The sequence below is a fragment of the Rhizobium sp. No.120 genome (assembly GCF_054558365.1).
The window spans coordinates 61,967-87,485 of sequence record NZ_BAAJNQ010000012.1; the positions used below are offsets into that span (position 1 = coordinate 61,967).

The following is a 25,519-nucleotide window of genomic DNA, read 5'->3' on the forward strand; positions in this document are numbered from 1 at the left end:
TCGCTTGGTTGCCGTTTCGCCTGAATTATCAAATATCGCAGAGCGTTCTGACGGCAGTTTGCGCCTGTTGGCAGAGTTGCCCCCCTGCGAATGCTATGGGCAGCGGCGTCTTGTCGTCGACTTAAGATAACGTCACCGAATGAGATGATCGATGCCTATTGCTGACACCCCTTAACGTCGACAACGAACGTGTTATTCCTGTCGATTGGCGTGCCATAAACCGCCTCGCGCCAGGCCTTCTTCCCAAATTCGCCGGCTTTCAGCCGATGATGTGTTCAGCCAAGGTCTTATTTTGATGTTTGCTCGCCTGTTTCACTTCCTGGAAAGCCGCATCGATATTTTTGCCCCGTTCAACGAGGACGAGACGCCGCCAACCGGCGTGTGGCGCTTCATGTGGCATCATCTCAAGGTGGTCAAAGGATGGCTTGTCGCCATTATGCTGATCGAGCTCGCCTTCAGCGGGATCGAAGCGGCTATTTATTTGATGGTCGGCTGGTTTGTCGATCTGCTCAACAGGCAGTCTCCACAGACGGTGTTTCAGGATTATGGCTGGCCGCTTGCGGGCGCTGCCTTCATCATTCTGGTGCTGCGGCCGATCCTGTTTTTCGTGACGCAGGTGGTTACCAACCAGATCGTGGTGCCGCCGCTCACCAATCAGATCCGCTGGCGCAATCACATCTATACGCTCGGTCATTCGCTGAGCTATTTCCAGAATGATTTCGCCGGCAGGCTCTCGGCGCGCGTCATCCAGGCGGGACAATCCATCCGCTCGGCCGTGATCGCCGTAATCGGGGATCTCTGGTACGCTCTGATCTTCGCGTCGGTCACGATCGGTTTCTTCGGTTCCGTCGATATCTGGTTGATGCTGCCGGTTGTCGTCTGGCTGATAGCCTATGCTGTGCTGCTCAGATATTTCGTGCCGCGGGCTCTGAAGCGTTCGGAGGCCAATTCCCTCGGCCGCTCCTCGACCACCGGCCGTATCGTCGATTCCTACACGAATATTCTGACCGTGAAGCTCTTTGCCCGCGGCGATCTCGAGCGTACCGCCGTTCGCGACTCGCTGAAGCGCTGGAACGACAGCTTCCTCGACCTGATGCGGCTGATCCTCGGCGCCAGCCTGGTACTCCAGATCCTCAACAGCATTCTGATCGTCATCACTGCCGGCTTGACGCTTTATCTGTGGAGCCATGGAACGATGACTGCTGGCGCCGGGGCGGCGGCCATCGCCCTGGTGTTGCGGCTTGTCCAGATGTCGGGCTGGCTGATGTACCTGATCCGTGATGTTTTCGACAATATCGGGACCGTGCAGGAGAGCATGCTCACCATTGCAAAGCCGCATGATCTGCTCGATGCGCCCGACGCCGGCACACTGACGGTTCCGAGAGGCGAAATCGTCTTCGATCACGTCCATTTCCGCTATGGCGGCACCAGGCCCGTCTTTACCGATCTGTCGCTCGTCATCCGCCCGGGCGAAAAGATCGGCATTGTCGGTCCCTCCGGTGCGGGCAAATCGACATTGGTCAATCTGTTGCTGCGTCTCTATCCGATCCAATCCGGCCGCATCCTCATCGACGGTCAGGACATTGCGCGCGTCACCCAGGATAGCCTGCGGCGGCATATCGGCGTGGTAACGCAGGATAATTCCCTGCTTCATCGCTCAATCCATGAAAACATCGCCTACGGCCGTACGGGAGTCGGACGCGAAGAAATCGAGACTGCGGCCCAGCAAGCGGCCGCCCATGATTTCATCATAGGACTTTCCGACCAGGAGGGTCGTGCCGGCTATGATTCGCGCGTAGGCGAGCGCGGGGTCAAGCTCTCCGGCGGCCAGCGCCAGCGTATCACCATTGCCCGCGTGTTGCTCAAGGATGCTCCCATTCTCGTACTCGACGAAGCGACTTCCGCCCTCGATTCGGAGGTGGAGGCGGTGATCCAGGGCCAACTTCATCATCTGATGCGCGACAAGACAGTGCTTGCCATCGCGCATCGTCTCTCAACGATTGCCGAACTCGACCGCCTCATCGTACTCGACGAAGGCCGGATCGTCGAGGAAGGGAGGCATGAGGAGCTGATCGCCAAAAATGGCCTTTATGCAAGGCTGTGGCGGCGGCAATCGGGAGGTTTTTTGGCTCTGGAAGATAGCCCGACCGTGTAGAGAAATCGAGGTCGCGAAGCGGCAAACCGCCGATCATCTCCGGGGTGTCACGTCTGCCGGGGCCAGAGGGGTCGTCAGCGATCCGTAGACATCGTTGTTATCGGCAGCCTTTCCGCGTCATCCGTGCGATAAGATGCCCATCTCAGGGATCTTGCAAATCGACGCCGAACAACTCGTGATGCATGTGTTCGACGGCAATGCTGATGCCGCCGATGAGTGCTGCCCGGTTGCCAAACTGACTGATTTCGATGCGCGGCGGGTAGGGTGTGCAACGTGGTAGATATCTGCGAATGGCTTCGACAAGTTCGGGCCGCGCGCCGATACTGCCGCCCATGATCACCAGTTCAGGGTCGAGCGTTGCACCGATGGCGGCAATGGCGAGCGCAATCAATCGTGACGTTTCCTCTATGACGGCAACAGCGGCGGCTTCACCCGCCACCAATGCCGAAAAAAGATCCGCTACCGTCGCCTTGCCTTGCCCACCATATCCGCAATAGCGCCGCACTATTGCCGCACTGCCCACGGCGCTTTCTAGCGTGCCAAGTGTGAAACCGCCTGGATCAAATGGCTCGCCGCCGAGAGGCAGATAGGCAATCTCGCCGGCGCCGCCCCGCGCGCCGCGCATGAGGCGACCATTGGCAATGATACCCATGCCGATACCGGTCCCGAGTGCCACGAAGGCAAAATTGTCCGAAGTCGAACCGTGCCCCCGCCATCGTTCTCCTTGCGCAGCAAGATTGACGTCATTTTCAATGATGACCGGGATTGCCATCCTGTCACTGAGGAGGCGGCGCAAGTCGATCGTTTCCACACCCGGGATGTTCGGTGCAACGTTGATATGTCCGGTGACGGGGTCGAGCACGCCGGGCGTCGCCAGCACGATCATGCGCAATTTGGAGAGATCGATACTGGCGCTGCGGGCAAGATCCTCAATAATGGCCTGGAATTGATCGACCAGATGCCGCCCGCCGCGTGCGTTCGTCGGCACCTTGGTTTCGGCGGCGACATTTCCGACGAGATCGCAAATGATGGCGGCGATCTTGGTTCCGCCAAGATCGATAGAGGCGGCAAAGCCCGCGCTCGCGTCGAGCTCATAGGTTATTGCCGTTCGCCCCACACGCCCATCGGTATATCCGGTCGGCTTCAGCCAGCCGTTGCTCTCCAAACTGCGAACGACGTCGGAAATGGTTTGCTTGGATAAGCCGGTTTGCTTGGCAATATCCGCGCGGGAAATGGGGCCCTTGGCAAGGATGGTCCGAATAACGGAGTTCGTCGAGATTTTTCGCGCTATCGGTGTCTGTGTCGCATTAGGCATGATGGCGGTCTCGCATTCTACCTCTAATTAGTTCGGGACCTTTTCTTAATTCATCCATGTCATGCTGCGGCAATAATCAGCTTCCAGTGAAAATCCACAAAAAGCAAGTAAATCTCAGTCGGTTGGCTGGGCGAAATCATTTAATTTGTCCATGTCATTGACAAATTCGTTGGCTGATTTGTAGACTTCCCAAGTGACGAAGCAAATTGCGGAGGGGTCATGAAAGCGAGGTCCACGCATGAGAGAGCTCGTTTCGCCTATGCCGCGGACTTTATAGCGCTTCATTTCGGTAAGATTGCTTGGTATTGCCGCCTGATTTTTATACGTCATCTCATGTCCGACACCGCGCGGTGAAAGGTGCTTGATTTGCCATGATGACTCCCACGTCCCACGGCGAAATCACAACAAGCCACCCGGTCATTCTGCCGATCATGGCGCCTCGGCTGCAGGCGGATGCGCATCCCGACGGCTATCTTGATCTCGCACTTTGGGGAAGCGGTCGTCTGGGGCGCATACGTTTTTCCAGGCTTGCCGGACCTTACATTTACGGTCCAAACAGACTTATCGCCGAAGCGGGTGGCATCTTTGTCGCCCAATCCAGGCCCATCCTTCTGATCCGCAATGCCCATTTGGAAGGTGTTTATCCGGCGCGTCGCTGTGCTTGGTGGCATGAGATTGACAAGGATAGTCCGAAGCCCAAGATCATCAAACGCGACAATCGCCGTATCGTCGTGACCGGCTGGGGGACGATGATCGTCGAGCTCGGTAATGGTAATATCCGTATCGCTGCCGGGACCTCCGAGGACGAGGCAGAAGCCGCATTCGCTCTTGCAAATGACGCTATCGTCGCAGAAGCTGCGAGTTATGTAGCCCGCTGCGACATCGCGCCAAATGCCGATTCCGTGATGCGCAGCATGGTGATGCAGGGAGCGCATGCTGCGCTTTCCAGCATCCGCCGGGATGAGAAAGGCAGGTTTGGCGGTCTGGCCGCGGGGCAGGCTTACAGCGCGCCTGCGCGCACCTATTATCGCGATGGCTACTGGACGATGCAAATGCTGCTGAAGCTTGCCCCGGAAGCGGTGCGTGATGAAATCCGACTTTTGGCCAACGGAATCCAGCCCGACGGAGAGGCGCCGAGCGGCGTGATACTGACGGGACCGGCGCAATCGCGCGCCTGGCAGAACTTCGTTCTCGATGCCAAACGAAATCCCGAGAAATATCGTGGCAAAGCTGCTCCGGAACATCACAATCGCCCGGGCGATTGGTGGAGCGATCATTTTGACAGCCCGCTTTTCTTCATCCTCTTTATCGTCGACTATGTGGACGCCACAGGGGATGTGGCGGAAGCGGTACGGCACTGGCCGCTTGTGACCGCCATCGTTGAACGATACCTCGCTCTTGCTGGTCCCGGCAGCGTCTTGCCACTGAAGCCGCGAAACGACAGGGATTGGGCGGACAATGTCTATCGGGAGGGCCTCGTCTCCTACAATCTCGGCCTTTTCGTCGGTGCATTGGATGGCGTGGCCAAGCTGGGGGCCGGACATGATCCCGCATTGGCGCAGAAGGCACGCGAGATAGCGGCTTCAGCTCGCGCCGAAATCGAGGACAGGCTTTTTGTCCCAAGCCGGAACGGTTACGCAGACTTCATCACCCCCGATGGATTTGTCGAGGATCATCTCGTGCTCGATAGCCTGACGCTCTGCCGTTATGGGGCGATTTCGCAGACACGCGCCGCTGGCTTACTCGAGGCGATGGAAGAGGTCCTGGAGGCTCGAAACAATACCAAGCAGCCCTATGGCGACTGGGGCGTCCTGTGCGCCTATCCGCCTTTCAAGCGAGCAAGTGATGTAAGATCGAAGACCGCCTTTCCCTTTCGCTATCACAATGGATCGGATTGGCCCTATTGGGACGGCGTCTACGCGGAAGAGAGAATACGCCACGGACTGGGGGGCGCACGCTATGCCCTCATACGCTGGTGGGAAACCTGCCTGGCGAATGGATGGGCCGGAGCTGTTGAATATTTCTCGCCGCCCTATGGGCGCGGCTCCCTGCTGCAGGGCTGGAGCGCGATGCCGGCGGCGGTCGTCCTCAAATATGGTCTGGAAGCGGCCAACGCGGAGAATAGATAATGAGGGATGCCGGCAAGATCTCGGTTCAGGCTGCCGGCCTATTCAGTTTCATAACGAAGGTAAGGTGATCGTTATGGCTGAGTTCTTCGAAGCCGAGATGCCTGTAAAATCCCTTGGCGCGTTCGTTTGCGGGACTGACGCCAAGATGGACGCCAGGCGCGCCATGGCTCGAAAGCGCGTTGAGCATGGTCTTGATCATCAGCCGCCCCCATCCGCCCGATTGGGCATCCGGCAGAATGTTGATGTGAAGATGCGCGGGGTAGGTATCTTCAAGACCCGGCGTGCCGCTGCGAGGATTGGCTATTCGCTCCAGAACATCGGCGTCTTTTTCGGTGCAGGGTATCAGACCGGCAATCTCGCGGCGGACAAGCGGCCACCAATCCCTGCCGAGCGCCTTGTCGAAGCTGGCGGTATCCGGCGTACCGACAACATAGCCGACGACCCGGTCGTGGCTGGCAAGAACGAATGCAAACTCCGGAGCGAATTTGAGATAGGGCACCGCCCATACGTAACCGGGAAGGCGCGGATTGCTGTAAAGCGCGCTTGCGTCGGCTCCCGCGTCAGCCGTCACCAAGCAAATGTGAAAGAGGGCGTCAACGTCATCTTCGGTGGCCGGGCGGATAAAATAATCGTCGATCTTAGGAGGCATCGCACCATCGATTTGCTGGCCGCTGCAAGGCGAGAACTGATATCAGGCAGCGGTAAAATTGGGAAGGTTGAGGAACTGCATTTGCGGGATGAAAGCCCGCTGATCTTTTGAAAAGGATAGGGAAATTCGTCAGGCCAGTAAAGACCTGACGATGCAAGACATTCGGCTCGTCCGAGCAAGGGCGGCCGGTTGGAAACGATAGGAACTGCCAAAACGCAGCTAGAGGGAACCAATCAATGTTTAGCGATTTCATCTCCATCAACACGGCATCCATTCTGAAGAAGGCAGGAATTTTGGCGGGCGTCACGTTCGTCGGGCTTGGCATGTCGACGGCTGTCTTGGCCGAGACGCTTACCGTCTGGGACGACCATGACTCGGAGTCGCGGGCTGCCGTGATGACCGAGCTCAATGCCAATTTCCAGAAGGCGCATCCCGAAGTTAAGCTTGACCACACCGTACGCGACTTTCAGGATCTCAATCTTACGCTCAAGCTTGCGGTTTCATCCGGCGATGGTCCGGTGGTGACCAAGGTCAACCAGGGCGCCGGCGACATGGGCGCGATGGTGAAGGAAAATCTTCTCATTCCCGTCGATACTTATCTCAAGAAATATGGCTGGGATAAAAACCAGTCCGATAGTCTGCTTGCGCGTGACCGATGGTCGGGTAAGGGCGAGTTCGGTGTCGGTGAAACCTATGGTATCTCGTCGCTCGCCGAAATCGTCGGTCTCTATTACAACGAAAAGGTCTTGAAAGCCGCCGGCGTCGAGCTGCCGATCAAGAATTTCGACGATTTCCTTGCAGCCCTCGATAAGGTCAAGGCGGCAGGTGCCCCACCGTTGACGATTGGCACTGCGAAGGGCCACCTGGCGCTCCATATGCTGGCCGGGATCAGCCAGGCGCATATCGATGCATCCGATCGAAAGGCGCTCGATGATCTGATCTACGGCCGCGGCGGAACCTGGAATACGCCCGGTAATCTGGAATCGGTGAGACTTGCTCAGAAATGGGCAACAAACGGCTATTTCTCCGATGGTTACCAGGGCATCTCGGGTGATGATGCCGTTCAGCTTTTTGTCGCCGGCCAAGGGGCCTTTCTGATTTCTGGAACCTGGTATTTCGGCGATATGCAGAACAATCCGGATATTCATTTCATGCCGATCCCGGCGCCCGCCGGCATCAAGCATCCGCTTTCGGTTGGCGGTGTCGATCTTGCCTGGGCGATCACCAGCCTGGCCAAGAGCGACAAAATGAAGGATCTTGCCGGCGAATACATCAATTACATGGTCTCAAAGGACGCATCCGTGACCTGGGCCCGCGCCGGCTACCTGCCTGCCACTCCTGTTCCGGCAGATGCCGGGGTTAACGCTTCCCCGCTTCTAAAGGAGGGCATCGCGATCTGGAAATCGTTGAACGATGACAATGCACTGGGGCACTATCCCGATTGGGCGAGCCCTACCATGCTCAAGACGTTTGATGAAAACACGCCTCTGCTGCTTGCGAACAAACAAACGCCTGAAGAGCTGATCGCCAAGCTCGATGCGGATTATGCCGCCTACATGAAGAGTAAGTGATTGCCAGGCACAGCCATTCCCGCTGCTGCTCCATTCAATAAGAAGCAGCGGCGGGAAACTTCGCTACCTCAATCTTCATCACGGCCAGAGCGGCGCTAGTCGACCTCTGACATATCTATGAGACGGTGCATGAAACGGTCACCACTTGATGCCAGTGCCAGCAGAAATCTCCTTTATATTCTGCCAGGTTTTCTGGTTTATTTTGCTCTTGTCCTCGGTCCCATTATCGCAGCAATCGCCATCAGCTTCACTGAGTGGAATGGGATCAGCCCTCCCGATTGGATTGGCTTCGGCAATTATGCGAAATTGCTTTCGGATAAGACTTTCTATGTCGCATTGAAAAACAATGCGCTTTTCATGGTGTTTTATTGCGTCATCCCGATCGTCGTCGGCCTATTGCTTGCTACATTAGTCTGGTCGCTCAGACAGCGGGAGCAGTTCGCGCTGCGCACATTGCTGTTTCTGCCTTATATCATGCCGACCGCCGTCCTTGGCATCATTTGGCACTGGCTCTACAACCCAGCCTTTGGTCCTATCAATCAGGCGTTAAAGCTGGCTGGCTTGGGTTCGATCGCTCTGCCCTGGCTTGGCGATTTCACCTTTGTCCTACCGGCCGTGGGCATCGTCGCCAGCTGGTATTTCTTCGGTTTCTGCATGGTCCTGTTTCTTTCCGGTATTCAACGGATCGACCCTTCGCTGTTTGAAGCGGCGAGGGTCGACGGTGCTTCAGGAAGCAGGATTTTCTTCTTCATAACACTGCCGCTCCTGCTGCCGGAAATACGCATTGCACTCCTTCTTACGATAATTTCTTCCATCAAGAGCTTTGACCTGATCTTTACGATGACCCGGGGTGGTCCCGCCAACGCGACTCTTGTTCCCAATATTTACATGTACGAGCTTGGTTTCCAATTGAATCGGTATGGCTATGCTTCGGCCGTCGCCATCATCGGTGCAATTCTGGTCTTTACAATCAATTATGCCGTTCATCGGCTAGTGCGGCCAGTGAATGGAGGGAGTGCATCGTGAGTCGAAATTTTCATAGAGTAGGTGCCGTCTTGCCGTCGCGTATCATTCTTTGGCTCTTTGCGGTTTTGACGGTCATTCCTTTTGCACTTCTGATACTGACATCCCTGAAGAGCCGTGCCGATCTTATCCAGGGCGCATTCGTACTGCCCACATATCCTCATTTCGAGAATTATGCGAATGCTTGGATCGAAGGCCATTTTAACGTCTATTTCCTGAATTCGGTTCTGATCGTTTTCCCTGTGGTCATCGCCAGCATCATACTTGGTACATTGACTGGATTTGGTTTCGCATTCCTGAGTTTTCCCTTCAGACGTACCATGTTCGTTTTCTTGACTGTCGGCATGATGGTGCCGACCGAAGCTTTCATCATTCCGCTCTACTACGAGATGCGCTACGTTGGTTTTATCAACACCTATGCCGCGTTGATCCTTCCGCAAATCGCCATGTCAATGCCCTTCGCGACGATGTTTATGGCAAGCGCAATGCAGCAGTTGCCATCGGAGATCATAGAAGCGGCCGTTCTTGATGGTGCATCCCGGCGATATATTCTTTCGAAAGTTATCGTACCTCTGATGCTGCCATCGATGTCGACGCTGGCTTTGTTCCTGTTCATCTGGACATGGAACGAGTTTCTTATCCCGCTTGTGCTGGTCAATGACGATAACTATCGCACTCTGCCGATCGGCATGCTGCTTTTCCAGGGACGCTACACCGTCAATACACCGGTGCTGACGGCGGGCGCTGTCATCGTTATCGGCCCGCTCATTCTCGCTTACATGTTATTCCAGCGCAAACTCATCACAGGTCTCACGGCCGGAGCGACAAAATAATTCTCTGAATGTCCTGCAAGGCCTCAACAAACGACGCTTGCGCTAAGCAAGCTGCGGGAGCGCTTTTTGCGAGGCTTTCACAACATATCGCTCGACTTGCTCCCAGCGTTTGCCCTTAAAGAAAATGATTTGAAATCTTCGGGTTGATGCGGCGGATCTTGCGCAAAGTCTGGTAGAGCGCATTCGACTTCATCACAATATAGCGCGGAGAAACGGTGCCGCCGAAGCCGGAATAGAGCAGGATGGAACCGGTGCTGGCCACACCATCGAAGTCGAAGACCAACCCCATCGACGCGGCATTTTTCATGGCATTCCAGATCAACAGGGGGATCGCGCCATTGCCGCTGTCGGCCGAGCGGGTCGATAAGATGTAGTAATAAGACCGGGCGTCCCATACGCAGAAAATAGCCGCCCTAATATCACCTTTGTCATCCACTGCGACATGGAAATGACCACGTCCGCGGTCAAGTGCCTTGGTAATGATGTCCATACAGGTGACAAAGTCGATATTGGGCTCCTCACCTTTGGCTCGAAGATTGGCGCTGGAAAAGCGGAAGAATGCCTGCGGGTCCATCATGTTCAAGACGCCGTAACGCTCCTCTGCGCGACGAATGACGTTTCGGGTCTTGTCACGCATGGCTTTCCACATAACGTCCCGAGGGGCCGGACCGACTTCGAAGGTGAACTGAGTGGTCACCTCGAAATCCTCGGCCTGGAAAGCGAGCACATCCCTGACATTATGGTGGAGCTTCTGACGGAATGAAGAGAACTGCGGCAGCTTGTGGATGAGCTCGCGTGTGATCGCCTGGCGCTTCACGAAACGGTTCGGCTCGCTGCCGGAGCCGTCGTTGATGCCTGGGCCGAGAAAGTGGGTAAGGGTCGGCATATTGATGCTATGCAGACCAAGTCTCGTTTCCTTGAGATAGGGCAGTCGGCCCACCGTCCGACCACCTTCAGTCACCTCGGATATCTCGGCCCGTCCCTTCGTCGCCGCATCGAGCCACCAGTGCTCGTGAAATATCGTCGGTATCAAAGGATCCAACACCCTGAGGTTTCCTCCAAAAGAAATGTCCAAATCTTCTTCCCCTAATTGACCAATTAGGCTGCAATATCCCCCAAGTACCTCTCATATCATACTCGGGCATCCGAAGAAATGAAGTAATATTTTCCAGATTCAATAAAAGAGATTAAAATCGATCTCTGTTTATATTCAAGAGATAAGCAGTATACTCATATTGTTTTGCGCTTGATGGCAGCAATAATTGATGCTTCACGCTTCGAAAGTGTCTTTACGCTCTAGCCATATTGCTTCGCTCGACGCATTGTGCCGGTAGCCGCAGCACTGCCGTGAAAAGCTAGAGCCATGCGCAACTTTTGATTTGAAGGCAGGAGTGCCCGCGACGACGCATTGCCTGTTGTTCGCCGCCGTTCACTCAATCTGTATGCAATCTCCACGAAACCTGCACAGAGCCGGGCTATTTCAGTGGGCGGTGTTGCTGAGTTTTTCGTTATGCGATCAGCGCACAAAGCGCGGCGGCAATGGGTACGAAATGGATCGCTTAGTGATAGCATGCTTAGTGACGAGATCATGATCGGCAGGTCTTATAATGTGTGCCGACCGCCCGGCATGTGTCAAAATGACAGTTCCGATATACCGAAGCGCGGACACAGGTGCCCGCAAATCATCCTGTCGATGATGATGTTGGCATTGGCTCTTCCAGCCTGTCAAACGATGGATCTTTCTCCACCTATGGCGCCGCCACCACTGCCTTCTGCGTATGCAGGGGCGTCGCCCGGCAGCTCTCCGGGAGGTACAAAGGCTTCGCCATGGTGGGAAGGATTTCACGACCAGATGTTGTCATCACTCGTTTCCCGGGCCGCAAAAAGCAACCTTACCGTTGCGCAGGCCCAGCAGAACCTAGCGGCGGCAAGAGCGATGGCGCATTCGGCGCTTTCCGGTTATTGGCCGGAGCTGGGAGCAACCGGAATTGCAAATGCTGCAACCGGACCCCGGGTGAACAATGATTTCACGCGGCGTCCACTGCAATTGAATCTCGAGACGAGCTGGGAGGTCGCTCTTTTTGAACAGGACAGGCAGGTCCAGAAAGCGGCCGATCTGACCGCGCAGATTGCTTACGAGGATCTGGCGGCGGCAAAACTGGCAGTGACAGCGGAAATCGCCGCCAATTACGTTCATCTTCGCGCCCTTCAAAGACGTCGCGCCGACGCTGCCGAGATGATCGGCCTGTTGGAGAAGAATTCCAGTCTGGCAAACGTCAGGGAACAAGTCGGTCTAGCCACGGCGTCCGACACGCAACTGCAGAAGTCGGTCATCGACACTGCCAGATCGAGACTCGTTGAGTTGGAAAATGAGATCGCCACTTCAATCCAGCAAATCGCAACCCTGGAAGGAACGTCCACACCGGCCGCAGACCTTCTTAAACCTCAGCCGCAGCCAATCGCCCAAACGAGCCTGCTGAAAGGCCGCCCCGCCGATCTGCTGCGTTTACGACCCGACGTGCGGCGAGCCGAATTCGCGGTCGCCCAGGCCGGCGCGCAGGTCGGAATTGCGAAAAGCGATCTTTATCCGAAACTGCGCCTCTCGGGCACGATAGGGGTTGGCGCCCCGATTGGACGCTCGTTGTTTGGCGTTTCCGGCGGCCCATCGCTCCAAATTCCGCTGTTCGATCTGGGCCGGCGCAAAGACATCGTAGCGGCGAGCGAAGCCAAATTTCAGGAAGCGGGCTTGGCATACCGGCAGGCCGTTCTCGTTGCCTATGAGGAAGCCTCAAGAGCGTTGCGTGAGGTCAATGCCGCCCGGCAAAAGACGGCGCTACTGAGATCGAGATTGAAGCGAGCGACGATGGTGCGCAACAGCGCCGACAAGCTCGTTCAAGAAGGCCTGGAAGACAAATCGAAGTCCATCAGAGGCGCGCTCGACATATTGGAACTGCGGGCCTCACTGACAGACAGCATCGAAGATGAAGCTCGCGCCCTCATCGCTTTCTACAAGGCAACGGGTACCGCGCAAGAGGCTTCCCCACCTCCTGTGCCGGAAAGGCGGATGTAGTCATGCCGGTTCCGATCGCGCGCAAAACCCTTATCTACGAATGGCGGCGCTTTCTGCCGGCGGTTGCCGCCGTTGCCTTTTCCGGGCTTCTCATGACGGCCCAGGGAGCGCTTCTGCTTGGGATCGTGAGTGCGAATTCACTTTATGTATCACAATCGACTGCCGATTACTGGGCCGGTTATCCCGGCACGCAAAGCGTCGAACTTGGGCGGACGGTGAAAGCTCGCGTATTGACGAGCCTCTATTCCGAGCCTCTTGTGTCTCATATCGAGCCGCTGCTGCTTGGATCCGGCGACTGGCGCGCCACCGGAGGCAATGGTGGCGTCAGCGTCACGATCATAGGTATCGATACCGAGATCGGGAGTGCCGGGCTGGCCAAGGTCGTTCCAGCGGGATTGCGCAGTCAGCTGCGCGAGCCCGGCGCTGTGGTCGTTGACGCATCCGATGGCGACAAGCTCTCCACCAAACCCGGAGATGTGGCGGAGGTAAACGGTCATGCCGTACGCGTGGTCGGTCTCATTGACGGGCTTCGCGGTCTAGGCGGCGTGAATGTCGTCGGTTCCCTGGATACGGCACGCGTGCTCGACCAGGCGCTGCCTACCGATGGCGCCGCCACCTATTTCCTGTTCGATATCAAGGCTGCCGGTGATCCCTCGGCAGTGATCGGGCGTCTCAATCAACGCGCTTCCGTCGAACGCTTCGAGATCTGGCCTTCCGGCCGGCTTGCGAGCATGTCGACCAGCTATATGCTCTTCGATTCCGGTGCCGGCATTGCCTTCATCTTTGCGACGCTGATTGCGGCAACCATTGGAGCGCTCATAACCAGCCAGACCCTCATGGCGGCTGTCGCGGGCGCGCTTCCGCAATATGCCACGCTTCGCGCTCTCGGCGTGCCCTTTGGCGAGTTGAGAACCATTGTTGCCGAGCAGGCGGCCTGGGTGGGTGTTTCCGGCCTGATCATCAGCGGCGTATTAAGCCTTCTCATCGCTCTCATTGCGCAAGTCTATAAGGTGCCTTTCGTGCTTGACGGCATCGTCATCCTTCTCGCCTCGCTCGTTGTTCTCGTCGTGGCGGTACTTGCCTGTCTTCTTTCGATTCATCGCCTGCGTCAGGCAGACCCCGCTTCCTTGTTGAGATGATATGATGCGATCTGCTATCACGGCTCTCAATCTCCATAAGTCCTTCAGCGTCCAGGGAGTTCGTACAAATGCGCTCGTCGATATCTCCGTCGAGATGTATCGCGGTGAATTCGCAGTCCTGAGCGGCCCTTCCGGCTGCGGCAAGAGCACGCTTCTGGCGACTCTCGGCGGTATGACCAAACCCGACAGCGGGCAGCTTCGCGCCGGTGAAACCGATCTCTCATCCTCGACGGACGCACAGAGAGATGCATTTCGCCTGAGAAACTGCGGCTTTATCTTTCAGGGCTTCAATCTATTTCCTGCACTTTCCGCTCTTGAGCAGGTTCAGGTCCCACTGGATTACCTGAAGGTGCCGGAAGCCGAAGCGCGAGCCCGAGCGCTTGCGGCGCTGGAGCGTGTCGGCCTGCTGCACCGCCAGCACCTGCGGCCCTCGCATCTGTCCGGCGGCGAGAAGCAGCGCGTTGCCATTGCGAGAGCCATCGTCAAAGAGCCTACCATCCTGTTTGCAGATGAACCGACGAGCGCGCTCGACAGCAGCAATGGGTTGAGGATCGTCGAGATCCTGCGTGACACGGCCAGGCAGTTGGGAACGGCAATTCTGTGCGTCTCGCACGATAGCCGTCTGTTTTCGAAAGCGGATCGTCTCCTCAGGATGGAAGACGGGCGATTGCTGCCTGAGCATCGACCAGCCTCAGGGCGAAACACCGATACACGAGAGTACTGGCATGAATCAAATTAAACGCTCACGCCGTCTTTGGGCGGCCGGCCTATTGGGTTCGTTCCTGATATTCGGTCTTTTCTGGACAGCGGTTGGAGTCCCGAAGGCGGATGAACGCTCGGATGCTGCCGAACGCGTTGTGCCGGCAATCACCGCCGCTGCGCGCGGAACGGTCGATGTCGAAGGAGGTCTTTATCGAATAACTGCCGTGCGTGACGGGATCGTCGCCGACGTGCCGGCAAGGGAAGGGGCTTATGTGCGCAAGGGTGATGTTCTTGCCCTTCTCGACAGAAGGCAGGAGGAAGCTGCGGTTCGCATCGCCGAACAGGAGGTTTCCCAAGCCGAGGATCATCATAAACTCCTCGAAATCAAGGAAAGGAACCTTTCGAAGAGCTATGAAAGAATGCGCCGCGCCGCTGCCGGCAAAGCTGTTTCCGATCAGGCACTCGAAGATGCGCGCAACGCCTATGAGACGCAGGCTATCGAAACCAACTCCGCTGCGACGGCCCTGAATATCGCGCGGGAACGTCTCGAAATGGCCAAACGCGAGGTGAGCCTGCGCGAGATCAAGGCGCCGGCCGATGGTATCGTCATACGGCAGGCGGTGAAGGCCGGCGAAGCCGTTTCGTCGCAGGCGATGAGCGAGATGTTCGTCCTGTTGCCGGATGGTCCGAAAATCGTGCGCGCGGACATCCCGGAAGAGTATCTCAACCTTGTCGGTCCCGGCATGACTGTCGAAATCATTCCCGAAGGGCGTTCCACACAAACCGTTTCAGGCCGCGTCGGCCGAGTTTCCAAAGTATTGACACACGCGAAATCGACGGAAAACCCCGGAGAACGCAGTGATATACGCACGGCAAACTGCATCATCACCGTTCCACGCGATGCCCCTTTGGCGATCGGACAGCGCGTCGTTGTGCGAGTTCTGAAATGATACCTAAAGGCTGGAAGAGAGCTCCAGCGCTCCGCGAGATGTTACTTGAAAGAGTGCCCGAGCAATGGCTTGATCAATGTCAAGGCAATGATCAGCCGGTGGAGGAATACAAAAGCGACTTCTCCCAGTTCGGCGAAAAAGTCGGAACCTGCTCCTTCACGATATGATTATTGTTTCTCCGCCGAAAGCACGGCCCAGCCGTATCCGGGCAACCTGATCGCGGTAGATCGATCCAGCTCCGTCGGTATTATGGTAGCGGTTCCAGCAAGCACGTTTTTCGCGCCCGGCGCAGGGAGAATAGCGTTGCCATCACGGAGATTAAGGGCAACGAGGATAGTCTTGTCGTCTGCTTCCATGGCCCAGACGGCCTGCCGGGCGGTGAGGTGAATTTTTCGGCTTTTAGCGCTGACAAGCCACGGATGGCGGCGGCGAACCCCGATGAGCTGCTGATGAAGTCGGTAAATCGGCCAGCCGAACGGAGCGAGCTCCTCGGGCCCTGCGGGAAAGACGGGGCGGATTGCATCATCGCCGCCGGCCCGGTTTTCCTTGACACCTCGGAAAGCCTGCTCATCACCGGCATAGATGGCCGGCGTGCCGCCAACTGTCATGAGGATCGCAAGCGCATGAGCGATGTGGCGTTCGTCACTTAACCGGCTCGCCAGCCGCGTGACATCATGATTACCGACAAAGGTGTGTGGTACGAAACGCTCCAGGAACCCATTGTGGCGCTCCAGCGCCCACTGCAATTCGAACAGGTTGCAGTCATTGATCGCGCCCCAGATCGCTTTCCACAATTCGTACTGCGTCACTGCGTCGACGCCGGTCGCCGTTACGAAGCCATTGTAGTCGCCGTGGATGACCTCGCCGAATATGTAGGCGGCGGGATGGCGCCGGCGGACATCCGCCAACACCGTTTTCCAGAATGGGCGAGGGACTGCGTAGGCTGCATCAAGCCGCCACCCCGAAGCGCCGCGGTCCAGCCAATGGTTCATGACGTTCGTGACATAGGCGGCAACATCCGAAGAATCGTGGTTCAACGCCACCAGGGCATGATGTCCCTCGAAAGTCGCGTAGGCGGGACCGCCTGTGGCGTCCTTGCCGCCAAGCCAGCGGAACCAGCCCGCTTCCTGAGAGGCCGTTCCGTTCTCAAGGGCGGCGCGGAAATGCGGAAAATCCCTTCCGACATGGTTAAAGACGCCATCAAGGATGACCTTCAATCCACGTCGCCGTGCCTCCGTGATGAGCTGGTCGAAATCGCCGTCGTCACCGAGGCGGGGATCGATGCGAAAATGGTCGATCGTGTCATAGCCGTGTGCCGAGGAGGCAAAGATCGGTCCCAACAGGAGACCCGATGCCCCCAGTGCTACGGCATAGTCGAGCCAATCCCCAATATGGCCCAGGCGGTGATGAATACCCGCATGGGCCTGTTGTTCGGCGCCGACGAAACCGAGGGGATAAATATGCCAGAAGATGGCACTATCGATCCAATGCGTCATGAGCATCGATCTCCGATCTGCCTTGATCATCGAAGGCGAGCTTGAGCATAATGTCAGTGGCCGCGATCAAAGCCGCGCGCTCGCCTTCTGAAAGCACGCGCAACATCGCCTCGCTCAACCAGGCCTGACGTGCGCGCAGATCATTTGCGAGCACCGCGTTGCCCTTGTCCGTCAGAGCAATGATCAACGCTCGCTGGTCGGCCGGATCTCTCCGGCGTTCGATCAGTCCATCGCCTTCGAGAGCGGCAACGATCCGCGTAAGAGATTGAGGCTGAAGGCGTTCCTCGGTAGCCAGTCGCACAGCGGACATTGGTCCAAGGCGGCCAAGCGTTCCCAGAAGACTGATCGCAGGCAGCGTGACGGCGCCTTGCGGGCGCTCGCCGCGCAGCCGCCGTCCAAGCGCCAGGACGGCGCGCAGAAGAGAGAGGGCTTCCTGATCGGCATCATCTATCATATACTACGCATAGCGTAGTAATTTAGGAAAAGCGAGTCTCCTTATCAGCCCTTCCAGGTTTCGCCCAGCTTTTCGGATATTTGGGACGCAGTCGCTGAAGGGCAGCTTTACGCCCCAAATTTAGCACCGTCATTCAAATGGTGCGTTCGAAGCAGCTCGCAGCATGACGCTGACTTTCAAGCTTCAGTCACCGGCGGACATTGCGCTCGGATCCATCCATACCGCTTCCCAGACATGGCCGTCCGGATCGGCGAGATTGCGATTATAGAGGAAGCCGAGGTCCTGCCTCGGATTGATGTCGGCTTGTCCGCCATGGGCGGCTGCGGCATCATTCATCTGGTCAACGGCCTCGCGGCTCTCGCAGGAGATAGCCAGCATCACTTCGCTCGACGTTGCCGGCGGAATCGGACGGTTGGTAAAACCGCGCCACTTTTCGTGAGTGAGGAGCATGACATTGATCGTCTTGCTCACCACCATGCAGGCAGAATTATCGTCGCTGAACTGCGCGTTATTGGCAAATCCCAGGGCCTCGTAGAAGGCCTTGGCCCGGGCCAAATCGGCCACCGGCAGGTTCACGAAAATCATCTTGGTCATCGCAGATTCCTTTGGTCGCGGCAGGATATGGCCTGATTAGACGTCGATATCCACCGTTGTTGCCCCGCCGTGACCGCCACGGTGGTTGCTTGCCCGGCAGACATGCAGCAATCCGGTCGTGAAGGAATTGATATTTGGTAAGAAATCGCGTCAGCGTCTGTCGGGTCTTGTGATAGCGATTGTCTTTCGCAGCCGGCTGAGGCTTTCCGGCGTGATGCCTAACCAGGCGGCGATGTGATGCTGCTTCAAACGCTTATGCAGTTCCGGCTCCTTGCGGATGAAATCGATATAGCGCTGCATCGCGTCGTCATGCCTGAATGCAATCTCGCCCGGTTCTTTGTCGATAATCCAATGGCGCTCCATGTACTTGATATAAAACGCGGCAATGTCGGGGAAGTCGCTAACGAGCGACTTGAAAGCCGCAAAGTCATATTCGAGAACAGTGGTGTTCTCGATCGCCGTAATAGAGAAGGGGCTGGGTTCGCCGAGCAGGGTCGCGCTGACGGAAGAAGCGATGCGGTTCTCGGGAAAGAAGCATTTAATGATCATGTCGCCGTCGCGCCCGACATAGCGCTGGCACAGCAGGCCTTTGACAACGAAGGCATAGGTCGTCGGTACGTCGCCCGCCCGAATGAAGGGCTCCTCCTTACGATATTGTCTCGGCCGCAGGAGTGATGACCAGGCGAGCTCGGCTTTTTCTGACAGAGGGGCATAGGTCCGGATTTTGGTGAAGAATGCGTCTGTGTTCATGAGCTCAATCCGCGAGTCGGCGATGATTTTATCCTGGCCTATCTCATCGCTGCGGGAAAAGAGCAATCAAATGGCATCCGGCGGCATTTTTAGGTTGCGCTTGGCGCATCTTGCCGCCGGAGTTCGTTTGGTCGCGACGGTCAGAACGCGCTCTTCACCACTCCGCCATCGACCCGAATCGCCGCGCCATTGGTGGCGGAAGACAGTGGGCTTGCGATATAGGCGACCATGGTCGCGATTTCCTCGGGCTGCGCGAAGCGCTTGATCAGGGATGTCGGCCGGATTTTCTCGAAGAATTCGGCCTCGAATTGCGCGAAGGTCTTTCCTTCCGATCCGGGCAACGCGGCTACGAAATCGACGACGCCGCGCGACTTCGTTGGACCTGGCAACACGCTGTTGACCGTGATCCCGGTGCCGGCAACGGATTCCGCAATACCGCGCGCCACTGCAATCTGGGCCGTCTTGGTCACGCCGTAATGCACCATCTCGGCCGGAATATGCACGCCACTTTCGCTCGAAATGAAGATGATGCGGCCCCAGTTACGCTGGCGCATCGAGGGCAGATAAAGGCGGGCGAGACGAACGCCAGAAATCACGTTGACGTCGAAGAACCGACGCCAGTCAGCATCCGGGATCTCTTCGAACGGCTTGGGTTCGAATATCCCAAGGTTGTTGACGAGGATCTCGACATTCGGAAATCGCCTTACGATTTCATCAGCGGCCTGCTCGGTTGCAAGATCGCCGGCAAATCCCTCTACACGGCCGCTTCCAATAGCAGCAAGTTCGGCAACCGCACGATCGACCGCTTCTTCGGTTCGCCCATTGACAATAACGTGGGCGCCTTCGCGCAGGAGAGCTGCTGCGATTGCGTGACCGATGCCAGCGGTGCTGCCGGTGACCAGAGCTAATTTACCGTCGAGTTCGAGATTCATGATGCTTCTCCAATGAAAATCGTCAGGGGTGCAATGTGTAGACCGCCAGAGCGCGCGCTCGGGCATTCAACTGTGACCGCCACAAGGGCATGTGGGCCTTTCATGCAAATACCGCGATGCAAACCGACAGCCAGAGCAAGGCAATTCCAAGCGCTAGCGCGCGCCGCGCGCCGACCACCTTTTCTTCATCTTCGCGCGCCACCGGCGTCGTTACAATCCAGGGAACGGAACCCAGCGCTGCAAAGCCGATGAGTGCCAGGGCCACCACAAAATAATCCGAAACATGCCAGCGTCCTTGCTCATAAACGCCCCAATAGCCAAGGAACGCCATCCCAACTGCGAACATGGTTGCCGATGCCGAGCAAAGCCCGGTAACCGAGCCTGCCGGCGCGCGCATCCTGCTTTCTTCCGGTGTTGATCCGTTCATGATAAGCCCACGACAGCAAACAGCTTCCTCCATCATGTCAGCAATTGAGCATAAGGTGAAGCGACTGTGAGTGTCGCTGTAGGGAGCTCATCGTAGGGGTACCAAGCTCCCTACATATGCAAGACTGCGATTTTCAGTTTCGCTGCATGTCGGTCAGCGCGTGTCGCATCGATGTGCTGGAAATGCCGAAAAAGCCGCCATAAGGAAGGTCGAGATCCAGGATTACGAACATGACGCTTGCGATCGAGATGATAGCCACAAGGACAATCGCGCCGGCGAGCGGGTTTTTGGGAGCCTGAAGCCCGAAACTCAAAAATACCAGCATCAGCCAGAAGATGAGAACGCCTAGAAATGGTGCGGAAAGCGAACCATGCGCATCCTCGATGACGGTCCATCGGGCGGCCATGAGATTGCCGAAAAGCTGGCGGCAGCGGGTTGCAAGCGTTTGATGCAAGGGATCGGTGGGCTGCAGGCGGTCGACTCCCAGCCCGATATTATTCAACATCGATCCAAGAGCCGGCGCCTCACCGGTCAAAGGTAGGGCCGAGATATCGGGATACTTCTCGCCCTGCGGAGGTGGCTCATCGGGCCAAGTGCTGGCAATGACAGCAGCGGTGTAGCTGCGCAAAAGCTGTCTTTCATCGTCGAGGGGCGAGCCGTAATTTTGTAGACAGCCGTCGATCTCTGCCAGACTCGCGGCATAACGATTGCGATCGTGGGAGGCGGCCGTGAAGGCATTGAGTTCCGATGCCAGCAACAAACTCATGACGAGAGCGGCAAAGGTCACGAGCAGTGCAGTTACCACCCGAAGAAAATCGATTGTCTCGTCACCGCGATGCGGCGCAGGCAGTCTGGCGCGCAATATCGAGCCGACGAAAGCGCTTAGGATAAGAAGAACAAGCAAGACCAGCGACCAGATCGCCTCTCGTTGCATCGACCATGCTCCCACTGCATCTGATCGTTGAGTATGTCACCTTCCAGCATAAGGGAATACATCTCAATGTCGAACGGCGCAGACGTGGTGCATTTGCTTTTGCTTCACTTTGCGCACGTTAGAAGTGTGCACGGCAATCGCACTAGCCGCTATCGGCGCGAGGATCGCGCGCCCTGATCCGAGGTCGAATTATCTTTGAAGATGGGTCTTCGATCGTCCAAGAGGCGCAAAATCAGGTTCCCTTTTCTGTGACGGTGAGTGAGCTCGATATCGCTGACGAGCCTTGCGCCGCCTTGGCGGCGCTCCAGGGTGATTTTGCGACTGTGGAAGGCCTCCAGCTCGGCCCGATGCGCGACGCTGATAATGGTGACCTTCGGCAATTCGCGAATGATCATCTCCATCATTTTGTCCTGGCTCTTCTCATCGAGGGCTGACGTCGCCTCATCCAGCACGATGATATCGGGATCGTGCAGGAGAAGACGCGCAAAGGCGAGCCGCTGCTTCTCACCGCCCGATAACGTCTGGTCCCATGGTGCGTCTTCCTCGATCTTATCGTTGAGATAGTCGAGGCCGACCTTCTGAAGGGCAGCCTTGATCTGGTCGAGCGTCCAGTCATCGGCCGCGCGGGGATAGGCGACGGCACGGCGAAGCGTACCCGACGGTATGTAGGGTCGCTGTGGCAACATGAACAATCGGCTCTCAGGGTGGACGTTGACGCTGCCATGACCCCAAGGCCAAAGGCCGGAAATTGCCCGTATCAGCGTGCTTTTGCCCGAACCGGATTCTCCGGCGACCAGGACACGTTCCCCGGGCTCGATTTCCACTTCCGTTTCCTTGACCACGGATGTGCCGTCATCGAGTGTCACGGAGAGATCGTTAAGCGACAACATCGTCTCGTCTTCGGTTTCGCCATGCTTGATCCGTCCGAGCTTATCGCTCTTTTCGGCTCTCTCGAGCCCATCAAGCGAGGTCATAAGCGAGGCGACGCGGTGCGCGGAGGCGTTCCAGTCGGCAAGGCGCGGATAGTTGTCGACAAGCCAACCGAATGCGGTCTGAACGATGGCGAAGGCAGAGGCAGCCTGCATGACTTGACCAAGCGTCATGCTACCTTCCAGAAATTTCGGCGCACAAAGCAGGACCGGTACGACGGGCGCAATCAACATGGAGACCTGCGACACAAGGGTCGTGCGCATGTATTGATGGGCAAGCAACGCCCACTGTTTCAACACGTTTCCGAACGTTCGCTCGAGGTCGTTGCGCTCTTCCTCTTCACCGCCGAGCAATGCGATGCTCTCACCGTTTTCACGGACATGCGTCAGAGTGTAGCGAAATTCCGCTTCCACCTGGTTTTTGATCTCGGAAACCCTCACAAAATGGCGACCGATGATCGCCATCGAGGTGGATGTGACCACGGCGTAAAGGACTGCGGTGACGACGAGGAAACCGGGAATTGTGATAATCGAACCAGCGATCTGAAAAGTCAGGGCACCACCGATCGTCCAGAGCACTATGATGAAGGTCGAGGCCGAGACGAATGCCGAAATGACGCCGGCGATGAAATCGACCGGGGATTCCGTGGCGATCCGCAAATCCTCCGAGAGACGCGCCTCAGGGTTCTTGTGGTCGTCGCCACCGATCAGATTCAGTTGATAGTAGCGGCCGTTGGCAAGCCACCGGCCGATCAGGGCGGTCGTGAGCCAGAAGCGCCAGCGTCTTTGGATCATCATGCGAACGTAGACTTGTACGGTGACGAGCGCGACGCTGCCGAGCACGAGTGGAGGAAATACCGCGGTCAGGACATAGACGGCATGAGCGTTGCGTTGCTCGATCGCGTCAAAAATCGCTCGGTTCCAGATATTGATCCCATACTGGAAACAGACATTCAGGCCGATCAGGGCAAGAAGGCCGACCGAGCATGGCCAGGCAAGGCGGTCTCCGCGACGCCCCCAATAACCTCGGGCGCTGATCCAGAAACGGGTGAGCAAATATCGTTTGCGGGCCTGCTCGATTTGCTCTGGAGCCAAATTCGGGTCGGGTTCTAGTAACTCCGGTGGCTGCTCGGCCTCGACAGTCGAACTCTTCCCCTGATGCAACCTTTCGGCATCAGCCGGCTTGGCATCATCGACCGATTTCGGACTGGATTTTGCGTCGGTCATAAGCACGACAACGGCCCAAAATTCAAAAAGTTTCACCTTCGGATCATGAAGATGCATGCACTGGTCGCAGGGTATGCTCCACAGAAGAAGCGGTGAGAGTTCAAGACTTGAGGGAACCGTCGATCGCAAGGGGCGTTTAATGAGAGGAGGAATTTACTATGTGCCCGCAAACGCCGATTAAAGCCTCAGTCGTTGCACCTGCGCTTGGATTAGCAAACCCCATCCAATATTTTCCCGAGCCATCACCTCGCCTTCCGGCGTCGGAAAGCGAAAAGCAGGCTTACGAGAAGGGGGTGAAGGATGGAAAATGCGATGCTGAAAATAGAAAGAACCCCTATTCCGAGGACAGCGAACAGGCGAAAGCTTACGAGCATGGCTACCTTGATGGGCAGAAGATCAGGTTCGCAGAGTAGATATATAGCGACGGAAAACAGCGCGTTCGCGATGGTCCGGGCTGTTGCAGCGAAGGCTTTCCCGAGCTTGGCAGCCTTGATGCCAGTAGCGGGAACTGCTTGGCATAGCTTCATGGAACTCTATGTTTCCACCGACGTTTGCTGATCGCGATCTCTTCGATCTGGGAGGTCTTTACAGGAGGCTATCGTGTTTAAATTTCCTGTTTTATTCAGCATTATACTCTTTCCAACCGCCGTTCTTGCCCAGTCCCCTGATTTGGAAACAACATGCAAGACCGTCGCCAAGAATTTCTTCTTATCGGATGGGCTTGCGATCGGCACCGTGCAGTCCTTTCCGGAACTCAAGCCGCCTGGTGTGCGTATGACCTATTCCACACGGCCCGGCACTGCGGCGGCCGAGATGAGCGATACTTTCGAGTGTGAGTTTGACAAGGTGGACAAGCCTCATAACCTCGTCAGGTTTTGTGTCTCCACCACATGCTATGTGCCCAATGACGGGGACGCAGATCGCAAGCGACATTTTGAGGAGATGCGAATTCTTCTACAGCGATCCGAGAAATAGAAGTGCTCAAGGGCTGAGACCTCTCTCGCCGGTGATCCCATGCCGTTTCCCGCAGCTATGAACTGTGACGGGAAACGGCTGCCAAGGACCACCCGGCCGCGATCAAACCTGGCTGGCGTAGTTAATTGACGTGAGATCGAATAGCGTCTCTTCTTATTACGGATGGTCAGAGAGCATTGGGGATGTCTATGCAGCCAATCTACCATGGGCAAAAAAGGGCAGCAGCCCTATACATTCTGATTATTTTTCCCGCTGTTTTCTGTGCATCCTGCTCGACGGGTACTAGAACTGGCGGTCAGCTGGGTCCCATAGCTGCAATCAAATCGACGGATACCGCCACTGCCAAAAAGGCGGCTGAGCGGCGGCGATGGGCCGATAGAGTCCAGCGAGATAATGAGCTGGCTCCAGGCGGCTCGACGCCGGGTTACTACGGCTCTTTTGGTCCTCGCTTCACTTGGTGAGCGATAGAAGGTCCGTCCTTAGAACCTCGTTAAGCCTTCTTGCTTTTTCGACTACCAAGCCGCGTTTGCGTCCTAATTGCTGATCGGCGAAATTCTCGCTTCCCACGCCGGGCTCGATCAAGCGCGTCTATAGCTGATCGATCCACCCTTAAACCCGGCGCACGAGTGCGTACGGCTCCGATGTGTTGGATCCAGCTCTTTCAGAGCCTGGCTATCGGCTTGTAATGTGGACGCCACTCCCTATATTTCAAACATCACTCACATAATTGGCCACAGCGGACGGCTGAAGTCGTCGGCGATCCCGTGCTCAATAGCGCCGGACCGTCATTTCGTCGAATGGCCCGTAAGGATTTTCAATTGAACAAAACAAACATCCCCGTCGCCCCGGCGGCGATGGAGCCGCGCGACCGCGGTGAACGCATCGAACGACCGGACAAAAACCAGAAGCCATATCCCTGCCTGCTCACACGCGCCGAATTGAAGGCGATCATAGCCGAGCAGCTCGGTTGAGCGGAAACATCAACGAAAACAAGGAGAACGAGAATGCAAGTCATCGTCAGAGACAACAATGTCGAACAGGCTATTCGGGTACTGAAAAAGAAGATGCAGCGTGAAGGTCTGTTCCGCGAGATGAAAGAGCATCGGGCCTACGAAAAGCCCTCCGAGCGGCGCGTGCGGGAAAGGGCGCAAGCGATTGCCCGCCAGCGCAAGGCCACCCGAAAGAAGATGCAGCGCGAAGGGCTTCTTCCCTCCACGAGGCGCCGGGCGGCGGCTCGGTAAATCATCGGCATCTACGAAAGGATT

25 protein-coding genes are annotated in these 25,519 nt (G+C 56.7%); 13 read left to right on the plus strand and 12 right to left on the minus strand.

The window, feature by feature from the left end; all coding sequences use genetic code 11:
- The first annotated feature begins 295 nt into the window (after positions 1-295).
- On the plus strand, positions 296-2,155 hold the full coding sequence (locus ACYJRZ_RS25315; RefSeq protein ID WP_459463605.1) for an ABC transporter ATP-binding protein: 1,860 nt from the start codon (positions 296-298) through the stop codon (positions 2,153-2,155).
- Between the two features lie 142 nt (positions 2,156-2,297).
- On the opposite strand, the gene ACYJRZ_RS25320 is transcribed toward ACYJRZ_RS25315, so the two are convergent.
- Entirely contained in the window at positions 2,298-3,470 is a 1,173-nt protein-coding gene (locus tag ACYJRZ_RS25320; protein ID WP_459463606.1) for an ROK family transcriptional regulator, read from the minus strand.
- Positions 3,471-3,584: 114 nt separating this feature from the next.
- Complete coding sequence (locus ACYJRZ_RS25325; protein WP_459463607.1) at positions 3,585-3,800, minus strand: hypothetical protein; 216 nt, start codon at positions 3,798-3,800, stop codon at positions 3,585-3,587.
- Between the two features lie 44 nt (positions 3,801-3,844).
- On the opposite strand from ACYJRZ_RS25325, the gene ACYJRZ_RS25330 reads away from it, so the two are divergent.
- The gene (locus ACYJRZ_RS25330) at positions 3,845-5,599 is read left to right on the plus strand and encodes a glucosidase family protein (RefSeq protein WP_459463705.1); all 1,755 of its coding nucleotides are present in this window, start codon (positions 3,845-3,847) and stop codon (positions 5,597-5,599) included.
- 25 nt (positions 5,600-5,624) lie between these two features.
- On the opposite strand, the gene ACYJRZ_RS25335 is transcribed toward ACYJRZ_RS25330, so the two are convergent.
- Positions 5,625-6,248: a GNAT family N-acetyltransferase gene (locus tag ACYJRZ_RS25335; RefSeq protein ID WP_459463608.1), complete on the minus strand. Its 624-nt coding sequence runs from the start codon at positions 6,246-6,248 to the stop codon at positions 5,625-5,627.
- Between the two features lie 236 nt (positions 6,249-6,484).
- Between ACYJRZ_RS25335 and ACYJRZ_RS25340 the strand changes: the two genes are divergently transcribed.
- The 3 genes from ACYJRZ_RS25340 to ACYJRZ_RS25350 all read left to right on the plus strand — a co-directional run bounded on the left by ACYJRZ_RS25340 (position 6,485) and on the right by ACYJRZ_RS25350 (position 9,675).
- A complete protein-coding gene (locus tag ACYJRZ_RS25340) occupies positions 6,485-7,819 on the plus strand; it encodes an extracellular solute-binding protein (RefSeq protein ID WP_459463609.1) in 1,335 nt (444 codons plus the stop codon).
- A 129-nt stretch (positions 7,820-7,948) separates the two neighbouring features.
- Positions 7,949-8,845: a carbohydrate ABC transporter permease gene (locus ACYJRZ_RS25345; RefSeq protein ID WP_459463610.1), complete on the plus strand. Its 897-nt coding sequence runs from the start codon at positions 7,949-7,951 to the stop codon at positions 8,843-8,845.
- On the plus strand, positions 8,842-9,675 hold the full coding sequence (locus tag ACYJRZ_RS25350; protein ID WP_459463611.1) for a carbohydrate ABC transporter permease: 834 nt from the start codon (positions 8,842-8,844) through the stop codon (positions 9,673-9,675). Before ACYJRZ_RS25345 ends, ACYJRZ_RS25350 begins: the two co-directional genes overlap by 4 nt.
- A gap of 115 nt (positions 9,676-9,790) precedes the next feature.
- Here ACYJRZ_RS25350 and ACYJRZ_RS25355 read toward each other — a convergent pair whose 3' ends face one another.
- A complete protein-coding gene (locus ACYJRZ_RS25355) occupies positions 9,791-10,720 on the minus strand; it encodes a GNAT family N-acetyltransferase (protein ID WP_459463612.1) in 930 nt (309 codons plus the stop codon).
- 363 nt (positions 10,721-11,083) lie between these two features.
- On the opposite strand from ACYJRZ_RS25355, the gene ACYJRZ_RS25360 reads away from it, so the two are divergent.
- The 4 genes from ACYJRZ_RS25360 to ACYJRZ_RS25375 are packed head-to-tail and all read left to right on the plus strand — an operon-like array spanning position 11,084 to position 15,536.
- A complete protein-coding gene (locus tag ACYJRZ_RS25360; protein WP_459463613.1) occupies positions 11,084-12,745 on the plus strand; it encodes a TolC family protein in 1,662 nt (553 codons plus the stop codon).
- Positions 12,746-12,747: 2 nt separating this feature from the next.
- A complete protein-coding gene (locus tag ACYJRZ_RS25365) occupies positions 12,748-13,884 on the plus strand; it encodes an FtsX-like permease family protein (protein ID WP_459463614.1) in 1,137 nt (378 codons plus the stop codon).
- A 1-nt stretch (position 13,885) separates the two neighbouring features.
- On the plus strand, positions 13,886-14,623 hold the full coding sequence (locus ACYJRZ_RS25370) for an ABC transporter ATP-binding protein (protein WP_459463615.1): 738 nt from the start codon (positions 13,886-13,888) through the stop codon (positions 14,621-14,623).
- Complete coding sequence (locus ACYJRZ_RS25375) at positions 14,610-15,536, plus strand: HlyD family secretion protein (RefSeq protein ID WP_459463616.1); 927 nt, start codon at positions 14,610-14,612, stop codon at positions 15,534-15,536. The genes ACYJRZ_RS25370 and ACYJRZ_RS25375 overlap by 14 nt, the downstream gene beginning before the upstream one ends.
- Before the next feature lie 167 nt (positions 15,537-15,703).
- Here ACYJRZ_RS25375 and ACYJRZ_RS25380 read toward each other — a convergent pair whose 3' ends face one another.
- The 8 genes from ACYJRZ_RS25380 to ACYJRZ_RS25415 all read right to left on the minus strand — a co-directional run bounded on the left by ACYJRZ_RS25380 (position 15,704) and on the right by ACYJRZ_RS25415 (position 23,279).
- The gene (locus tag ACYJRZ_RS25380) at positions 15,704-17,032 is read right to left on the minus strand and encodes an alpha-amylase family protein (protein ID WP_459463617.1); all 1,329 of its coding nucleotides are present in this window, start codon (positions 17,030-17,032) and stop codon (positions 15,704-15,706) included.
- On the minus strand, positions 17,013-17,486 hold the full coding sequence (locus tag ACYJRZ_RS25385) for a MarR family winged helix-turn-helix transcriptional regulator (protein WP_459463618.1): 474 nt from the start codon (positions 17,484-17,486) through the stop codon (positions 17,013-17,015). Before ACYJRZ_RS25385 ends, ACYJRZ_RS25380 begins: the two co-directional genes overlap by 20 nt.
- Before the next feature lie 183 nt (positions 17,487-17,669).
- A complete protein-coding gene (locus tag ACYJRZ_RS25390) occupies positions 17,670-18,080 on the minus strand; it encodes a VOC family protein (protein ID WP_459463619.1) in 411 nt (136 codons plus the stop codon).
- Between the two features lie 150 nt (positions 18,081-18,230).
- On the minus strand, positions 18,231-18,896 hold the full coding sequence (locus ACYJRZ_RS25395; protein WP_459463620.1) for a Crp/Fnr family transcriptional regulator: 666 nt from the start codon (positions 18,894-18,896) through the stop codon (positions 18,231-18,233).
- 74 nt (positions 18,897-18,970) lie between these two features.
- Positions 18,971-19,762 carry an SDR family NAD(P)-dependent oxidoreductase gene (locus ACYJRZ_RS25400; protein WP_459463621.1) on the minus strand — a complete coding sequence of 264 codons (792 nt, stop codon included), beginning with the start codon at positions 19,760-19,762 and terminating at the stop codon, positions 18,971-18,973.
- 100 nt (positions 19,763-19,862) lie between these two features.
- Positions 19,863-20,189, minus strand: coding sequence for a hypothetical protein (locus ACYJRZ_RS25405; RefSeq protein WP_041678219.1), 327 nt, complete (start codon positions 20,187-20,189; stop codon positions 19,863-19,865).
- Positions 20,190-20,322: 133 nt separating this feature from the next.
- On the minus strand, positions 20,323-21,123 hold the full coding sequence (locus ACYJRZ_RS25410) for a bestrophin-like domain (protein WP_459463622.1): 801 nt from the start codon (positions 21,121-21,123) through the stop codon (positions 20,323-20,325).
- Between the two features lie 149 nt (positions 21,124-21,272).
- Positions 21,273-23,279: an ABC transporter ATP-binding protein/permease gene (locus ACYJRZ_RS25415; protein ID WP_459463706.1), complete on the minus strand. Its 2,007-nt coding sequence runs from the start codon at positions 23,277-23,279 to the stop codon at positions 21,273-21,275.
- 158 nt (positions 23,280-23,437) lie between these two features.
- Between ACYJRZ_RS25415 and ACYJRZ_RS25420 the strand changes: the two genes are divergently transcribed.
- The 4 genes from ACYJRZ_RS25420 to rpsU all read left to right on the plus strand — a co-directional run bounded on the left by ACYJRZ_RS25420 (position 23,438) and on the right by rpsU (position 25,495).
- Positions 23,438-23,692, plus strand: coding sequence for a hypothetical protein (locus tag ACYJRZ_RS25420; protein ID WP_459463623.1), 255 nt, complete (start codon positions 23,438-23,440; stop codon positions 23,690-23,692).
- A 187-nt stretch (positions 23,693-23,879) separates the two neighbouring features.
- Positions 23,880-24,254 carry a hypothetical protein gene (locus tag ACYJRZ_RS25425; RefSeq protein ID WP_459463624.1) on the plus strand — a complete coding sequence of 125 codons (375 nt, stop codon included), beginning with the start codon at positions 23,880-23,882 and terminating at the stop codon, positions 24,252-24,254.
- An 818-nt stretch (positions 24,255-25,072) separates the two neighbouring features.
- Positions 25,073-25,225: a hypothetical protein gene (locus ACYJRZ_RS25430; RefSeq protein ID WP_459463625.1), complete on the plus strand. Its 153-nt coding sequence runs from the start codon at positions 25,073-25,075 to the stop codon at positions 25,223-25,225.
- 33 nt (positions 25,226-25,258) lie between these two features.
- Positions 25,259-25,495 (plus strand): 30S ribosomal protein S21, encoded by a 237-nt coding sequence (gene rpsU, locus ACYJRZ_RS25435; protein ID WP_459463626.1) that lies wholly within the window; start codon positions 25,259-25,261, stop codon positions 25,493-25,495.
- The last annotated feature ends 24 nt before the right edge of the window (positions 25,496-25,519 follow it).

What these genes read in the sequence shown, in the direction of transcription:
- ACYJRZ_RS25315 (WP_459463605.1), top strand. Translation starts at nt 296, where the DNA reads ATGTTTGCTCGCCTGTTTCACTTCCTGGAAAGCCGCATCGATATTTTT.
- ACYJRZ_RS25320 (WP_459463606.1), bottom strand. Translation starts at nt 3,470, where the DNA reads ATGCCTAATGCGACACAGACACCGATAGCGCGAAAAATCTCGACGAAC.
- ACYJRZ_RS25325 (WP_459463607.1), bottom strand. Translation starts at nt 3,800, where the DNA reads ATGACGTATAAAAATCAGGCGGCAATACCAAGCAATCTTACCGAAATG.
- ACYJRZ_RS25330 (WP_459463705.1), top strand. Translation starts at nt 3,845, where the DNA reads ATGACTCCCACGTCCCACGGCGAAATCACAACAAGCCACCCGGTCATT.
- ACYJRZ_RS25335 (WP_459463608.1), bottom strand. Translation starts at nt 6,248, where the DNA reads ATGCCTCCTAAGATCGACGATTATTTTATCCGCCCGGCCACCGAAGAT.
- ACYJRZ_RS25340 (WP_459463609.1), top strand. Translation starts at nt 6,485, where the DNA reads ATGTTTAGCGATTTCATCTCCATCAACACGGCATCCATTCTGAAGAAG.
- ACYJRZ_RS25345 (WP_459463610.1), top strand. Translation starts at nt 7,949, where the DNA reads ATGAAACGGTCACCACTTGATGCCAGTGCCAGCAGAAATCTCCTTTAT.
- ACYJRZ_RS25365 (WP_459463614.1), top strand. Translation starts at nt 12,748, where the DNA reads ATGCCGGTTCCGATCGCGCGCAAAACCCTTATCTACGAATGGCGGCGC.
- ACYJRZ_RS25370 (WP_459463615.1), top strand. Translation starts at nt 13,886, where the DNA reads ATGATGCGATCTGCTATCACGGCTCTCAATCTCCATAAGTCCTTCAGC.
- ACYJRZ_RS25375 (WP_459463616.1), top strand. Translation starts at nt 14,610, where the DNA reads ATGAATCAAATTAAACGCTCACGCCGTCTTTGGGCGGCCGGCCTATTG.
- ACYJRZ_RS25380 (WP_459463617.1), bottom strand. Translation starts at nt 17,032, where the DNA reads ATGACGCATTGGATCGATAGTGCCATCTTCTGGCATATTTATCCCCTC.
- ACYJRZ_RS25385 (WP_459463618.1), bottom strand. Translation starts at nt 17,486, where the DNA reads ATGATAGATGATGCCGATCAGGAAGCCCTCTCTCTTCTGCGCGCCGTC.
- ACYJRZ_RS25390 (WP_459463619.1), bottom strand. Translation starts at nt 18,080, where the DNA reads ATGACCAAGATGATTTTCGTGAACCTGCCGGTGGCCGATTTGGCCCGG.
- ACYJRZ_RS25400 (WP_459463621.1), bottom strand. Translation starts at nt 19,762, where the DNA reads ATGAATCTCGAACTCGACGGTAAATTAGCTCTGGTCACCGGCAGCACC.
- ACYJRZ_RS25405 (WP_041678219.1), bottom strand. Translation starts at nt 20,189, where the DNA reads ATGAACGGATCAACACCGGAAGAAAGCAGGATGCGCGCGCCGGCAGGC.
- ACYJRZ_RS25410 (WP_459463622.1), bottom strand. Translation starts at nt 21,123, where the DNA reads ATGCAACGAGAGGCGATCTGGTCGCTGGTCTTGCTTGTTCTTCTTATC.
- ACYJRZ_RS25415 (WP_459463706.1), bottom strand. Translation starts at nt 23,279, where the DNA reads ATGACCGACGCAAAATCCAGTCCGAAATCGGTCGATGATGCCAAGCCG.
- ACYJRZ_RS25420 (WP_459463623.1), top strand. Translation starts at nt 23,438, where the DNA reads ATGTGCCCGCAAACGCCGATTAAAGCCTCAGTCGTTGCACCTGCGCTT.
- rpsU (WP_459463626.1), top strand. Translation starts at nt 25,259, where the DNA reads ATGCAAGTCATCGTCAGAGACAACAATGTCGAACAGGCTATTCGGGTA.